This window comes from Salmonella sp. 2018103, from assembly GCF_026247685.1.
Taxonomy (GTDB): domain Bacteria; phylum Pseudomonadota; class Gammaproteobacteria; order Enterobacterales; family Enterobacteriaceae; genus Salmonella; species Salmonella enterica.
Map to the genome: position 1 here is coordinate 4,307,835 of NZ_CP111029.1, position 14,839 is coordinate 4,322,673.

Sequence of the window (14,839 nt, forward strand, 5' to 3'; positions counted from 1 at the left end):
GCGATGATGAAAAACCAGATGCGACGTTAGCCGGCAGGTCTTCGGGCTTGGAGGGTTATCCGTTGGCTGGATAGCAGAAATGATGACTTCCCGCCGGAGGCAGTGTCTGCTTACGCTCTCATCTCACCTTTCCTTACCGCTGCGCGTCAGCTCCAGATTTTCACTGGATTCCCTATTAACTCACAGGACCGGCCCACGGATGCTACCGTCTGTCACAACACCCTGTCCAGACCGCGCATCACAAATCAGAAATCATCAATAGCTGGACATCCACTGAGCAATCCCTACAATCCCCGCGTACTTTTATTATTCAGGATGCGATATGACCCCCGAACATCTTCCGACAGAACAGTATGAGGCGCAGCTGGCCGAAAAAGTGGCGCGCTTGCAGAGTATGATGGCGCCGTTTTCTGGCCTGGTTCCGGAAGTATTTCGCTCGCCGGTCAGTCACTATCGTATGCGTGCGGAATTTCGCCTGTGGCATGACGGCGATGACCTGTACCACATTATGTTTGATCAGCAGACCAAAAGCCGGATTCGCGTTGACACCTTCCCGGCGGCCAGCCAACTGATTAATACCTTAATGAAGGCGATGATTGCCGGCGTGCGCGATAATCATGCACTGCGGCATAAGCTGTTCCAGATCGATTATCTCACGACCTTGAGCAACCAGGCGGTAGTGTCGTTGCTGTACCATAAGAAGCTGGACGAAGAGTGGCGTGAAGCCGCCACTGCGTTACGCGATGCTTTACGCGCGCAAGGTCTGAACGTACACCTGATTGGCCGGGCTACTAAAACCAAGATCGAATTGGATCAGGATTATATTGATGAGCGTCTGCCTGTGGCAGGTAAAGAGATGATCTACCGCCAGGTCGAAAACAGCTTTACGCAGCCAAACGCCGCCATGAATATTCAGATGTTAGAGTGGGCGCTGGAGGTGACGAAAGACTCAAAAGGCGATCTGCTTGAGTTGTATTGCGGCAACGGCAATTTTTCTTTAGCGCTGGCGCGCAATTTTGACCGCGTGCTGGCAACCGAAATCGCCAAACCGTCCGTCGCTGCCGCACAGTACAATATTGCCGCTAATCATATTGATAATGTACAAATTATTCGCATGGCGGCGGAAGAGTTTACCCAGGCGATGAATGGCGTTCGTGAGTTTAACCGCCTGCAGGGGATCGACCTGAAGCGCTATCAGTGCGAAACCATTTTTGTCGATCCGCCGCGCAGCGGTCTGGACAGCGAAACGGAAAAAATGGTGCAGGCTTATCCACGTATTCTGTACATTTCCTGCAATCCGGAAACGTTGTGCAAAAACCTGGAAACGTTAAGCCAGACGCACACGGTGTCTCGCCTGGCGCTATTCGATCAGTTCCCGTATACGCATCATATGGAATGCGGGGTATTACTCACCGCAAGGTAAAATGTACGTCGGATGGCCGGTTATACCGCCATCCGGCATTCGCACACTATTCCGCGGTGTCCTGCTTGCGGTTACGCAGTTTAAAGCCAATCCAGAATACCAGAATCACCGACAGCACCGCCGGGAAGAAATTAGAGCCAATATCCGGATATTCTGCACGCACGACGGTGCTATACAGTAAAACGCCAAGAATGAAACAAGCGGCGGCCAACCCCGGCAAACCTACCGGCATAGTACGATTTTGGTAGCGCTGATGCAGGCAATATACCGTCAGCACCAGCGAGATAACCGGGAATACGGAGAACGGCACAATAGCGCTAAACAGCGCCGCGAATGTGCCGTTAATCGATAAGCCAGCGATGAGCGCCAGCAACAGCGTACCTTTATCTTGACCTGACTGTTTCATTACTCGTCCTTCACGTTATTCGGAATGATGTGCTATTTTCTCTTGCTCACGGCGATACCAGTAATACGCCCCTTTCGCAATCATGCGCAGTTGCAATACCAGCCGCTCTTCTAATTGCCGACGCTGTTCAGCGCCGATGTCCAACGCCTCTGCGCCCGCGCTAAAAACAATAGTCACCATCGCTTCGGCCTGGGCTTCAGTAAACGCGCGCGGCATATGGTTTTCGAGTTCCAGATAGTCGGCAAGTTCCGCAATAAAATGCTGAATCTCCCGCGCGACGGCGGCACGAAACGCCGCTGAAGTGCCGGAACGCTCGCGCAACAACAGACGGAAGGCGTTGGGGTTGTTGCCGATAAACTCCATAAATGTGGAGACCGACGTGCGAATGACGCTGCCGCCTTTCGCGATGCGCTGTCGCGCCTGACGCATCAACTGACGCAGCATCAGACCGCTTTCATCCACCATCGTCAGACCGAGTTCATCGACATCGCGAAAATGACGGTAAAACGACGTTGGCGCAATGCCCGCTTCACGCGCCACCTCACGCAAACTCAGGCTGGCGAAACTCCGCTCAGCGCTCAGTTGGCTGAATGCGGCTTCCACCAGCGAACGCCGGGTTTTTTCTTTTTGTTGCGCTCTAACACCCATCACAATGTCTGAATCCTTCCATATGCCTTATTCGGCACTATACCAGAGAATAAAAGTAACGGGTTCACACTGGATTGTGAATGATTGTTTACAGACAGTTTGTGCTCCGGCTTCGCAAAAAAGCACAACGATAATTGGGTTAAAGCTGGGCAAATGTTATCATCGTGTTTATTTTATGTATAAAAACAGGTGAGTAATACCATGCCACATTCCTGGGATTATGATGCAGTCGTCATAGGGTCAGGCCCCGGCGGTGAAGGCGCTGCAATGGGTCTGGTTAAGCAAGGAGCACGCGTCGCGGTGATTGAGCGTTATCATAACGTTGGCGGCGGATGTACCCACTGGGGCACCATTCCATCCAAAGCCCTTCGCCACGCCGTCAGCCGCATTATTGAATTTAATCAAAACCCGCTCTATAGCGACCACTCCCGTCTTCTTCGTTCTTCATTCGCCGATATCCTTAATCATGCCGATAACGTGATTAATCAACAAACGCGTATGCGTCAGGGGTTTTATGAGCGTAACCACTGTGAAATCTTGCAGGGCAACGCCCATTTTATTGACGAACATACCCTGGCGCTGGAATGCCATGACGGCACGGTTGAAACCCTGACGGCAGAAAAATTTGTTATTGCCTGTGGTTCGCGTCCTTACCATCCCAATGATGTGGATTTCTCGCATCCGCGCATTTATGACAGCGACTCAATCCTGAGTCTCCACCATGAACCGCGCCACGTTATTATTTACGGCGCCGGCGTTATCGGCTGCGAATATGCGTCCATCTTCCGCGGTATGGATGTGAAAGTGGATCTGATCAACACCCGCGATCGCCTGCTGGCCTTTCTCGATCAGGAGATGTCCGACTCTCTCTCTTACCATTTCTGGAATAGCGGCGTGGTTATTCGCCACAATGAAGAGTATGAGAAAATCGAAGGCTGCGATGATGGCGTCATCATGCACCTGAAATCCGGTAAAAAACTGAAGGCTGACTGCCTGCTCTATGCTAATGGCCGTACCGGTAACACCGATTCGCTGGCGCTGGAGAATATTGGTCTGGAAACAGACAGCCGTGGACAGCTCAAAGTCAACAGTATGTACCAGACCGCCCTGCCGCACGTCTATGCGGTGGGCGACGTGATTGGCTATCCCAGTCTGGCCTCCGCCGCCTACGATCAGGGGCGTATTGCAGCGCAGGCGCTGGTGAAAGGCGAAGCGACCGCGCATCTTATCGAAGATATCCCCACCGGGATTTATACCATTCCGGAAATCAGTTCTGTCGGCAAAACCGAGCAGCAGTTAACGGCAATGAAAGTGCCTTACGAAGTGGGCCGCGCGCAGTTTAAGCATCTGGCGCGAGCGCAAATCGTCGGCATGAACGTCGGCACGCTAAAAATTCTCTTCCACCGCGAAACCAAAGAAATTCTGGGGATTCACTGCTTTGGCGAACGCGCCGCCGAAATTATTCATATCGGCCAGGCGATCATGGAGCAGAAAGGTGGCGGTAACACCATCGAATACTTCGTTAACACCACCTTTAACTACCCAACCATGGCGGAAGCTTATCGGGTTGCGGCGTTGAACGGCTTAAACCGCCTGTTTTAACGCCTTGTCGAAATGGCCATCCATTGCGCCACGGATGGCCTCAGCCAGTTGCTCATAACGGCTACGCAGCGGCGATCCCGGGCGATAAACCAGCCCCACGGTACGACGCGGCTCCGGCTTAATGCATGGCAGATAAACCACGCCGTCGCGCTTACGCTCCTGTGGTACGGCCAGCGCGGGGAGTAGTGTAATACCACTGCCCGCCGCCACCATGTTGCGCAGCGTTTCCAGACTGGTCGCCCGGAAATGGGTATCTTCATCCGCTCCCGCTTCAAAACAGAACCCCATCGCCTGATCGCGCAGACAGTGGCCATCTTCCAGCATTAGCAATTTCTCGCCCGCCAGGTCGGACATCGGCACGCGATCGCGATTCGCCCACGGATGATCCTCATAAATAGCCAGCATCATGGGCTCATCAAACAGCGGCACTTCGATGAACGCCTCGCTCTCTTTCACCAGCGCCAGAATAGCGCAGTCAAGCTTGCCGCTATCGAGTTGCGCTAACAACTGATGCGTTTGCGCCTCATGCAGATACATTTCCAGCTTCGGGAAAGTCTGGTGCAACATTGGAATGATAAGCGGCAGCAAATAGGGACCAATTGTTGGGATTAAACCAATATGCAGCGGGCCGGACATCGTCTCGCCTTGTTGGCTTGCCATCTCCTTGAGCACCTTGACCTCACGCAGTACGGTACGCGCCTGATCCACCAGCAGTAAGCCCGCCTGGGTAAACAGCACCTTACGGCTCGTACGCTCCAGCAGCATAACGCCCAGCTCATCTTCCAGCTTACGTATTTGCCCGCTAAGGGTTGGCTGGCTGACGTGACAGGAGTCCGCCGCTCGCCGGAAATGGCGATGTTCGGCTAACGCCACCAGATATTCAAGATCACGAATATTCATTATTCATCCTCCGTCGCCACGATAGTTCATGGCGATAGGTAGCATAGCAACGAACGATTATCCCTATCAACCTTTCTGATTAATAATACATCACAGAACGGAGCGGTTTCTCGTTTAACCCTTGAAGACACCGCCCGTTCAGAGGGTATCTCTCGAACCCGAAATAACTAAAGCCAACGTGAACTTTTGCGGACCTCTGGTCCGCTTTTTTTTGCGTAAAAAAGCCCGGCGTCGCTGATGCTCAGCCGGGCAGTATTGCCTGATGGCGCTACGCTTATAAGGCTTATAACGCGAGGCGCGCCCTGGCATCGTCGATGGCCTGCGCCACCTGCTGCGGAGAAACACCGCCTTTTGCCGCCCGTTTATCCAGACACGACTGCAAAGACAATATCGGATACACATCGTCGCCAATCACGCGGCTGAATTTCTGTAAATCGGCCAGCGGCAACGCTTCCAGCGGCTTACCCTGGCGAATAGCTTCTACCACCGCTTCGCCGACAATATGGTGCGCTTCGCGGAACGGCACGCCTTTCGCGACCAGGTAATCCGCCAGCTCCGTGGCGTTGGCATACCCCTGTTGCGCCGCGTCCTGACAACGTAGGCGTTTCACCTGAATACCGTCCAGCACCAACGCCGCCATATGCAGGCAGTCAAGCCAAGTATCGAGCGCATCGAACAGCCCTTCTTTGTCTTCCTGCATATCTTTGTTATACGCCAGCGGCAGACCTTTTAAGGTCATCATCATGCCGGTTAGTGCCCCTTGTACGCGACCGCACTTACCGCGAATCAGCTCCAGCGCGTCCGGGTTTTTCTTCTGCGGCATTAACGATGAACCGGAAGTCACGCGGTCAGAAAGCTCTACAAAACCCGCTTCACCAGAATTAAAGAAAATCAGATCTTCCGCGAAGCGTGACAGATGCACCATGCCGATAGCCGCATCAGAAAGCAGTTCCAGTACGTGGTCACGATCGGACACGCTGTCCAGGCTGTTGCGGGTCGCAGACGCAAAGCCCAGCCAGCCTGCCAATTGTTCACGGTCAATTTCATAGGCCGTTCCCGCCAACGCGCCGCAACCTAGCGGACTCACGTCCAGACGTTTAAGCGTGTCCTGCAGGCGGCTTTCATCGCGCGCCAGCATTTCGACATACGCGAGACACCAGTGGGCGAAAGTCACCGGCTGCGCGCGTTGCAGATGGGTATATCCCGGCATTACCGCGTCCTGGTTCGCCTGCGCGGTTTCCACCAGCGCGCTCTGTAGCTGGCGGTTAGCGGTAAGCAGTTCCCTCACCGTCTCTTTGCACCACAGTTTCAGGTCCGTCGCCACCTGATCGTTACGGCTGCGTCCGGTGTGCAGCTTTTTACCCAACTGACCCACTTTGTCGATGAGCTTACCTTCCACCCAGCTATGGATATCTTCCGCATCGCTTTGCAGGATTTGCTGCGGATTCACGCGAACCTCTTCCAGCAGCACGTTCAGCGCTTCTTCCAACTGTCGTTGCTCATCGGCAGTCAGTACGCCTACCGTGACCAATGCTTTGGACCAGGCCACAGAACCGACAATATCCTGCTCCGCCAGACGGTAATCGAAGCGCAACGAATCATTGAATTGTTTAAACCGCTGGTCTGCCGCCTGTGTAAAACGCCCACCCCAAAGTGCCATAATAGACTTCCTTAAATTCTTCGAATTTCACTGCCGGATGGCGCTACGCTTATCCGGCCTATAATTTCTGTTCACGTAGGCCCGATAAGGCGCAGCCGCCATCGGGCGAACAAATAGTTAAGCCAGAATACGCGTGCCAATCGGCGTGCCGTTAAACAGCGCCGGCAGTTGCTCCGCATGACGCCAGGAAGCGATATCCACAGGGCGACCCAGCGCCCGCGCAGCATCGAGGGCCGCATTCACTTTCACAATCATCCCGTCGGTAATAATGCCCTGGTCGATAAGCTGCTCGGCTTTGGACGCCGTCATTTCGGCGATACGCTGGCCTTTGCCGTCCAGAATACCACTCACGTCAGAAAGCAGGATCAGATCGGCCCCCAGCGTCGCCGCCAGCGCGGTTGCCGCCTGATCGGCGTTGACGTTCATCAGTTGGCCGTCGTCTGTTACGCCAATGGAGCTGACCACCGGCAGAAAGCCGTTTTCCAGCAGCATGTTAATCAGCTTCGGCGACCCCGGCTGCGCCAGCCCGACGTGGCCTAACGCTTCATCGAGTTGGGTCACTTTTACGCTGTCGCCATCGCCCAGAAACAGACCAACAGAGGCGATATGGTGTTTCTTCGCCCAGGCCAGCAGAGTTTTGTTAGCGGTTCCCGCCAGCGCGCCGGTAATGATGCCAATCTGATCGGCAGGCGTCACGCGCAGGCCGTCTTTCTTTTTCACTGGCAAATTAAGCCCTTTCATCAGCTCATCCACCACGCAACCGCCGCCGTGAACAATCACCAGCGGACGCTGATGGGACTCACGATAGTTGACCAGCGCGGTAAAAAGACGTTCCAGAGCCTCTTCGCTATCCAGTAATACGCCACCCAGCTTGATAATTAATGGATTCATCATTTCACCCTTAAATAAGAGACTGCGTTTCAGCGAAGCCAAAACGAATATTAGCGCACTGCACCGCCTGCGCCGCTGCGCCTTTCAACAAGTTGTCTTCGGTTGCCACCACAATCAGATGTTCGCCCTGGACGGCAAAACCAATATCGCAGAACGGCAGCCCGACGACGTTCTTTAACGCCGGAACGCCTTTGTCATACAGGCGCACCAGCGGTTTGTCGCCATAGGCTTTTTGCAACACGTCGGCGACCTGCGCATGGGTTACTCCCGCTTTCAGGCGGCAGGTAATGGTTTCCAGAATCCCGCGCGGAAAATTCCCCAGATGCGGGGTGAAGATGACCTCCGCGCCCAGATGGACGGCGATTTCCGGCTGATGACGATGCGTAAACACACCATACGGTTGCAAACTCACTTCACAGAAACTGTTCGATATTGCCGCTTTGCGCCCCGCGCCGCTCACCCCGCTGGTGGCATTAATTACCGGCCACTGCGTCAGATCCAGAAGCCCGCCGTCAATCAGCGGTTTTAGCGACAACTGCGCTGCGGTTGGATAGCAACCAGGAACCGCAATCAGATTCGCCGTGTTCAGTTTATCGGCATTCCACTCCGCCAGACCGTACACCGCCTGCTCCAACAGCTCAGGATACTGATGAGTAAATCCGTAGTACTTTTCATAGAAGGCGCGATCGTTTACCCGAAACGCGCCGGAAAGATCGAATACGACGCATCCGGCCTGTAAAAATTGCGGCGCCAGATCGTGGCTCACTTCATGCGCTGTCGCCAGGAACACCACATCAACATCTGCACTAAAATCACGTACATCCGACATCGGTTGCAATGGCAGGTCGACAATCCCTTTTAACTGCGGATGTAAATCAGAAATTAACTTTCCTGCATCATTGCTTTGCGCTGAGACGGTCAAAGCGGTTATGGTCATATGTGGGTGGCGATTTACGTAGCTTACAAGCTCTGCGCCCGCATAACCGCTAGCGCCTACAATCAGCGTATTCAACATCGGGTTCCTTTATGCTCAACGTTAATGTATTTTTATTCATAATTAATGCATGAATATTGATACTATCATGACCTGAGGTGTGTCAACAATGAAAAACGTTTTACCGCCATTTATCGAGATTTACCGCGCTCTGATTGCCACACCGTCGATAAGCGCAACCGAAGAATCCCTCGATCAAAGTAATGCGTCTTTAATCACTTTGCTTGCAGGCTGGTTCAGCGATCTTGGTTTCAACGTAGAGGTTCAACCGGTTCCAGGAACGCGAAACAAATTTAATATGCTCGCCAGCACCGGACATGGCGCGGGCGGTTTGCTGCTGACCGGCCATACCGACACGGTTCCCTTTGATGACGGACGCTGGACGCGCGACCCGTTCACGCTGACCGAGCACGACAATAAGCTCTATGGTCTGGGCACTGCGGATATGAAAGGCTTCTTCGCTTTTATTCTGGACGCGCTACGTGACGTTGACGTCACAAAGTTGAAAAAGCCGCTCTACATTCTGGCGACCGCCGATGAAGAGACCAGCATGGCGGGGGCGCGTTATTTTTCCGAAACCACGGCATTACGTCCGGACTGCGCGATCATTGGCGAACCGACGTCGTTGCAACCGATACGCGCGCACAAAGGGCATATCTCTAATGTCGTTCGCGTCCTGGGGCAGTCCGGTCATTCCAGCGACCCGGCGCGTGGGGTTAACGCCATTGAACTGATGCACGATGCGATTGGCCATATCATGCAACTGCGTGACTCGCTGAAAGCGCGGTATCACTACGAGGCGTTTACCGTTCCGTATCCAACGCTGAATCTGGGCCATATCCACGGCGGCGATGCCTCAAACCGTATCTGCGCCTGCTGCGAATTGCATATGGATATTCGTCCACTGCCGGGCATGACGTTAAACGACCTTAATGGACTGCTTAACGACGCGCTGGCCCCGGTAAGCGAACGCTGGCCGGGCCGCCTGACGGTGGCGGAATTACATCCGCCGATTCCAGGTTACGAGTGTCCACCGGACCACCAACTGGTTGAAGTAGTAGAAAAACTGTTGGGAACAAAAACCGACGTGGTGAACTACTGTACTGAAGCGCCGTTTATGCAGACATTATGCCCAACGCTGGTGCTTGGTCCGGGCTCAATTAATCAGGCGCATCAGCCGGATGAATATCTCGAAACGCGTTTTATTAAGCCAACCCGGGAATTGATTACCCAGGTAGTACATCATTTTTGCTGGCATTAATGCATATTGCCCGGTGACACGATGTTTACCGGGCCTCCCCCGTCTTGTAGGCCGGATAAGCGCAGCGCCATCCGGCGTCTCTACGCCACATGTTCATAAGCATTTCTTATTTGGCACGATGCGAATTAACTTTAATAAATTACCGCCATTTTTTCGTTTGCTGAACCGATTTCGCAGTAATTGACGCCACGGGTTTTACGTGGCTTTATAAAGATGAGAAGTGATGTGAAAAAGCTTGGTCCGAAAGATTTCGCGTTGCGGCAAGACGGCAAACGAGCACATCCCAGGGAGCTTACATAAGTAAGTGACCTGGGTGGGAGAGCGCAGCCAACGCCGCCGCAGCGTGAAAGATGCAGGACAATTACAACAGAGATGGGGTGTCTGGGATCATATGAACGAACAATATTCCGCGTTGCGTAGTAATGTCAGTATGCTCGGCAAGGTGCTGGGAGAAACCATCAAGGATGCGCTGGGAGAACACATTCTTGATCGCGTAGAAACAATCCGTAAGCTATCCAAATCTTCACGCGCCGGCAATGAAGCTAATCGCCAGGAGCTGCTCACCACGCTACAAAATTTGTCTAATGACGAGCTGCTGCCAGTTGCGCGCGCGTTTAGTCAGTTCCTGAACCTGGCCAATACTGCCGAGCAATACCACAGCATTTCGCCAAAAGGCGAAGCCGCCAGCAACCCGGAAGTGATTGCCCGCACTCTGCGCAAACTGAAAAACCAACCGGACCTCAACGACGCAACCATCAAAAAAGCGGTAGAGTCGCTGTCTTTGGAGTTGGTGCTAACCGCCCACCCGACAGAAATTACCCGCCGTACGCTTATTCACAAGATGGGTGAAATCAATAACTGTCTGAAACAGCTTGATAATACCGATATCGCCGACTACGAACGCCACCAGGTGATGCGTCGCCTGCGCCAGTTGATTGCCCAATCCTGGCATACGGATGAGATCCGCAAGCAGCGCCCAAGCCCGGTGGATGAAGCCAAATGGGGCTTCGCCGTGGTTGAGAACAGCCTGTGGCAGGGCGTACCTAACTATCTGCGTGAACTGAACGAACAGCTGGAAGAAAATCTCGGCTACAAATTGCCGGTGGATTTTGTGCCGGTACGTTTTACCTCCTGGATGGGCGGCGACCGTGACGGCAACCCGAACGTGACGGCGGATATCACCCGCCACGTACTCTTGTTAAGCCGCTGGAAAGCCACCGATCTGTTCCTGAAAGACATTCATGTTCTGGTATCAGAACTGTCGATGGTCGACGCCACGCCGGAGCTGCTGGCGTTAGTGGGCGAAGAAGGCGCGTCTGAACCGTATCGCTACCTGATGAAAAAATTGCGCGCCCGTCTGATGGCGACCCAGTCCTGGCTGGAAGCGCGTCTGAAAGGCGAGAAACTGCCCAAACCGGATGGCCTGCTGACGCAAAACGAGCAGCTCTGGGAACCTCTGTACGCCTGCTACCAGTCGTTACAGGCCTGCGGCATGGGCATTATCGCCAACGGCGAGTTACTCGACACGCTCCGCCGCGTGAAGTGTTTCGGCGTACCGCTGGTGCGTATTGATATCCGTCAGGAGAGCACCCGCCATACCGAAGCGCTGGGCGAAATTACCCGCTACCTTGGTATTGGCGACTACGAAAGCTGGTCGGAAGCCGACAAGCAGGCCTTCCTGATCCGCGAGCTGAACTCCAAACGTCCGCTGCTGCCGCGTAACTGGGAGCCGAGCAACGATACCCGCGAAGTGCTTGAAACCTGCAAGGTTATTGCCGAAGCGCCAAAAGGGTCGATCGCCGCCTACGTGATTTCAATGGCGAAAACGCCGTCTGATGTGCTGGCTGTGCATCTGCTGCTGAAAGAGGCAGGTATCGGCTTTGCCATGCCGGTCGCGCCGCTGTTTGAAACCCTCGACGACCTGAACAACGCCGACGACGTGATGACCCAGTTGTTGAATATCGACTGGTATCGCGGGCTGATTCAGGGTAAGCAGATGGTCATGATCGGCTACTCCGACTCGGCGAAAGACGCCGGCGTTATGGCCGCGTCATGGGCGCAGTATCAGGCGCAGGACGCCCTGATCAAAACTTGTGAAAAAGCCGGCATCGAGCTCACCCTCTTCCACGGCCGCGGCGGCTCTATTGGCCGTGGCGGCGCGCCAGCCCACGCGGCGCTGCTTTCGCAACCGCCAGGCAGTCTGAAAGGCGGTCTGCGCGTGACCGAGCAGGGCGAGATGATCCGCTTCAAATACGGCCTGCCGGAAGTCACCGTCAGCAGCCTCTCGCTTTACACCAGCGCAATTCTGGAAGCAAACCTGCTGCCGCCGCCGGAACCGAAAGACAGCTGGCGTCATATTATGGATGAGCTTTCCGTGATCTCCTGTGAAACCTACCGCGGCTACGTGCGCGAAAATAAAGACTTTGTACCGTACTTCCGCTCCGCGACGCCGGAGCAAGAGCTGGGCAAATTGCCGCTCGGCTCACGTCCGGCGAAACGTCGTCCAACTGGCGGCGTCGAATCGCTGCGCGCGATTCCGTGGATCTTCGCCTGGACGCAAAACCGCCTGATGCTGCCAGCCTGGCTGGGCGCGGGTACTGCGCTGCAAAAAGTGGTGGAAGACGGTAAACAAAGCGAACTGGAAGCCATGTGCCGCGACTGGCCGTTCTTCTCCACGCGTCTTGGAATGCTGGAAATGGTATTCTCGAAAGCCGACCTGTGGCTGGCCGACTATTACGATCAGCGTCTGGTTGCGAAAACGCTTTGGCCGCTGGGCAAAGAGCTACGAGACCTGCTGGAAGAAGACATTAAAGTGGTGCTGGCGATTGCCAACGATTCGCACCTGATGGCCGACTTACCGTGGATTGCGGAGTCCATTCAGTTAAGAAACGTTTATACCGATCCATTAAACGTGTTGCAGGCCGAATTGCTGTATCGTTCCCGTCTGACTGAAGAGCAGGGCAAATCGCCCGATCCTCGCGTCGAACAGGCGTTGATGGTCACGATTGCGGGCGTCGCCGCCGGTATGCGCAACACCGGCTAACGCCAAAAGAAAGCCGCCCTCACGCAGTTATGTGGGGGCGGCATGAAATACTGCTGTCATCCTCGTCATTTTTTCAATATATTCCTGTCTGCATTTTATGCATTTGTAAATCTTTCTTAGCAAAACGTGCGGCATAAAGCAGGTTTGCTTCAGATTCTTTTAAGGTTCAGGCGTTACGTTTGGCGCTACGATTAAAGACAGGCTCTCATTATGCAATCCACATTACTCCAGACTAAACCCGCGTTTAGCTGGAAAGCCCTGGGCTGGGCACTGCTCTACTTTTGGTTCTTTTCCACCCTCCTGCAGGCCATTATTTATCTCACCGGATACAGTGGGACAAACGGTCTGCGGGATTCGCTACTGTACAGCTCACTGTGGCTGATCCCGGTCTTTCTGTTTCCAGGCCGCATCCGGGTTATTGCTGCCGTTATTGGCGTCGTACTTTGGGCCGCCTCGCTGGCGGCGCTGAGCTATTACGTAATCTACGGGCAGGAGTTCTCGCAAAGCGTGCTGTTTGTGATGTTTGAAACCAACGCCAATGAAGCCAGCGAATATTTAAGCCAATATTTCAGTCTGAAAATTGTTCTTGTCGCGCTGGCTTATACGGTGGCGGCGATTTTGCTGTGGACACGTCTGCGCCCGGTTTATATTCCATCGCCCTGGCGTTATCTGGTGTCGTTTGCCCTGCTGTACGGGCTGATCCTCCATCCCATCGCAATGAATACCTTTATCAAGCATAAGTCGATGGAGAAAACGCTGGATAGCCTGGCGTCACGAATGGAGCCCGCCGCGCCGTGGCAATTTATTACTGGCTACTATCAGTACCGTTTACAGCTCGCCTCGCTGAATAAACTGCTGAATGAAAACGATGCCCTGCCGCCGCTGGCTAACTTCCAGGACCACTCCGGCGATGCGCCACGCACGCTAGTACTGGTGATTGGCGAATCGACCCAGCGTGGCCGTATGAGCCTGTACGGTTATCCGCGTGAAACCACGCCGGAACTGGACGCGCTGCATAAAACCGACCCCGGGCTGACCGTGTTTAATAACGTGGTAACTTCGCGACCGTACACCATTGAGATTCTGCAACAGGCGCTAACGTTCGCGGACGAAAAGAACCCGGACTGGTATCTGACGAAGCCATCGTTGATGAATATGATGAAACAGGCCGGGTATAAAACCTTCTGGATCACTAACCAGCAGACGATGACGGCGCGTAATACCATGCTGACCGTGTTCTCTAAGCAGACTGATAAGCAGTTCTATATGAACCAGCAGCGCACTCAAAGCGCACGCGAATATGACAGCAACGTGCTGGCGCCGTTTAAAGCGGTGTTAGCCGACCCGGCGCCGAAAAAATTCATTATTGTGCATCTGCTGGGAACGCACATTAAATACAAGTTCCGCTATCCAGAAAACCAAGGCAAGTTTGATGGTAAAACCGACCATGTTCCGCCGGGATTAAGCAGCGACGAACTGGAGTCGTATAACGATTACGACAACGCGAATCTGTATAACGACTATGTTGTCGCCAGCCTGATTAAGGACTATAAAGCGACCGATCCGAACGGTTTCCTGCTCTACTTCTCCGATCACGGTGAAGAAGTGTATGACACGCCGCCGCATAAGACGCAGGGACGAAACGAAGATTCGCCAACCCGTCATATGTATACGGTGCCGTTCCTGCTGTGGACCTCAGAGAAATGGCAGGCAGCGCATCCGCGCGACTTCTCACAGGATGTCGATCGTAAGTACAGCAGTTCCGAGCTTATCCATACCTGGTCGGACTTAGCGGGCCTGACCTATGATGGTTACGACCCGACGCGTTCCATCACCAACCCGCAGTTCAAAGAGACCACGCGCTGGATTGGCAACCCGTATAAGAAAAACGCGCTGATTGATTATGATACGTTGCCGTATGGCGATCAGGTCGGTAATCAATAGCCTGTATGCTGCCCGATAACGCTAACGCTTATCGGGCCTGGCGTGCTTCTCTCCCGTAGTCCGGATA

The 14,839-nt window shown here is 53.9% G+C and carries 11 protein-coding genes and 1 riboswitch; of the genes, 5 read left to right on the plus strand and 6 right to left on the minus strand.

Annotated features, from left to right (window positions below; genetic code table 11):
• Positions 1-15 precede the first annotated feature (15 nt).
• A riboswitch (cobalamin riboswitch) is annotated at positions 16-208 on the minus strand.
• Between the two features lie 114 nt (positions 209-322).
• Complete coding sequence (gene trmA / locus OLG56_RS20730; protein WP_000186979.1) at positions 323-1,423, plus strand: tRNA (uridine(54)-C5)-methyltransferase TrmA; 1,101 nt, start codon at positions 323-325, stop codon at positions 1,421-1,423.
• 46 nt (positions 1,424-1,469) lie between these two features.
• Here the strand turns inward: trmA and OLG56_RS20735 are convergent, their stop codons facing one another.
• Together OLG56_RS20735 and fabR are read right to left on the minus strand one after the other, a co-directional pair.
• Positions 1,470-1,829, minus strand: a complete 360-nt coding sequence (locus OLG56_RS20735) for a YijD family membrane protein (RefSeq protein WP_000813838.1) — start codon at positions 1,827-1,829, stop codon at positions 1,470-1,472.
• Between the two features lie 15 nt (positions 1,830-1,844).
• On the minus strand, positions 1,845-2,480 hold the full coding sequence (fabR, locus tag OLG56_RS20740) for an HTH-type transcriptional repressor FabR (protein WP_000971958.1): 636 nt from the start codon (positions 2,478-2,480) through the stop codon (positions 1,845-1,847).
• Positions 2,481-2,678: 198 nt separating this feature from the next.
• Between fabR and sthA the strand changes: the two genes are divergently transcribed.
• A complete protein-coding gene (gene sthA / locus OLG56_RS20745) occupies positions 2,679-4,079 on the plus strand; it encodes a Si-specific NAD(P)(+) transhydrogenase (RefSeq protein ID WP_001120789.1) in 1,401 nt (466 codons plus the stop codon).
• Here sthA and oxyR read toward each other — a convergent pair.
• The 4 genes from oxyR to argC all read right to left on the minus strand — a co-directional run bounded on the left by oxyR (position 4,062) and on the right by argC (position 8,545).
• Positions 4,062-4,979, minus strand: coding sequence for a DNA-binding transcriptional regulator OxyR (oxyR, locus tag OLG56_RS20750; protein ID WP_001025919.1), 918 nt, complete (start codon positions 4,977-4,979; stop codon positions 4,062-4,064). The two genes, sthA and oxyR, sit on opposite strands and share 18 nt — an antisense overlap.
• A gap of 283 nt (positions 4,980-5,262) precedes the next feature.
• The gene (gene argH / locus OLG56_RS20755; protein ID WP_061377444.1) at positions 5,263-6,639 is read right to left on the minus strand and encodes an argininosuccinate lyase; all 1,377 of its coding nucleotides are present in this window, start codon (positions 6,637-6,639) and stop codon (positions 5,263-5,265) included.
• Positions 6,640-6,756: 117 nt separating this feature from the next.
• On the minus strand, positions 6,757-7,533 hold the full coding sequence (gene argB, locus OLG56_RS20760; RefSeq protein ID WP_086776771.1) for an acetylglutamate kinase: 777 nt from the start codon (positions 7,531-7,533) through the stop codon (positions 6,757-6,759).
• A 7-nt stretch (positions 7,534-7,540) separates the two neighbouring features.
• The gene (gene argC / locus OLG56_RS20765) at positions 7,541-8,545 is read right to left on the minus strand and encodes an N-acetyl-gamma-glutamyl-phosphate reductase (protein WP_000935336.1); all 1,005 of its coding nucleotides are present in this window, start codon (positions 8,543-8,545) and stop codon (positions 7,541-7,543) included.
• Between the two features lie 88 nt (positions 8,546-8,633).
• Between argC and argE the strand changes: the two genes are divergently transcribed.
• The 3 genes from argE to OLG56_RS20780 all read left to right on the plus strand — a co-directional run bounded on the left by argE (position 8,634) and on the right by OLG56_RS20780 (position 14,772).
• Positions 8,634-9,785 carry an acetylornithine deacetylase gene (gene argE, locus OLG56_RS20770; RefSeq protein WP_000800208.1) on the plus strand — a complete coding sequence of 384 codons (1,152 nt, stop codon included), beginning with the start codon at positions 8,634-8,636 and terminating at the stop codon, positions 9,783-9,785.
• Between the two features lie 391 nt (positions 9,786-10,176).
• Complete coding sequence (gene ppc, locus OLG56_RS20775; protein ID WP_001005549.1) at positions 10,177-12,828, plus strand: phosphoenolpyruvate carboxylase; 2,652 nt, start codon at positions 10,177-10,179, stop codon at positions 12,826-12,828.
• Between the two features lie 210 nt (positions 12,829-13,038).
• Entirely contained in the window at positions 13,039-14,772 is a 1,734-nt protein-coding gene (locus OLG56_RS20780) for a phosphoethanolamine transferase CptA (protein ID WP_001192092.1), read from the plus strand.
• Positions 14,773-14,839: the final 67 nt, after the last annotated feature.

Bases quoted from the DNA above. Each gene is read 5' to 3' on its own strand.
- trmA (WP_000186979.1), top strand. From the start codon at position 323: ATGACCCCCGAACATCTTCCGACAGAACAGTATGAGGCGCAGCTGGCC.
- OLG56_RS20735 (WP_000813838.1), bottom strand. From the start codon at position 1,829: ATGAAACAGTCAGGTCAAGATAAAGGTACGCTGTTGCTGGCGCTCATC.
- sthA (WP_001120789.1), top strand. From the start codon at position 2,679: ATGCCACATTCCTGGGATTATGATGCAGTCGTCATAGGGTCAGGCCCC.
- oxyR (WP_001025919.1), bottom strand. From the start codon at position 4,979: ATGAATATTCGTGATCTTGAATATCTGGTGGCGTTAGCCGAACATCGC.
- argH (WP_061377444.1), bottom strand. From the start codon at position 6,639: ATGGCACTTTGGGGTGGGCGTTTTACACAGGCGGCAGACCAGCGGTTT.
- argB (WP_086776771.1), bottom strand. From the start codon at position 7,533: ATGATGAATCCATTAATTATCAAGCTGGGTGGCGTATTACTGGATAGC.
- argC (WP_000935336.1), bottom strand. From the start codon at position 8,545: ATGTTGAATACGCTGATTGTAGGCGCTAGCGGTTATGCGGGCGCAGAG.
- argE (WP_000800208.1), top strand. From the start codon at position 8,634: ATGAAAAACGTTTTACCGCCATTTATCGAGATTTACCGCGCTCTGATT.
- ppc (WP_001005549.1), top strand. From the start codon at position 10,177: ATGAACGAACAATATTCCGCGTTGCGTAGTAATGTCAGTATGCTCGGC.
- OLG56_RS20780 (WP_001192092.1), top strand. From the start codon at position 13,039: ATGCAATCCACATTACTCCAGACTAAACCCGCGTTTAGCTGGAAAGCC.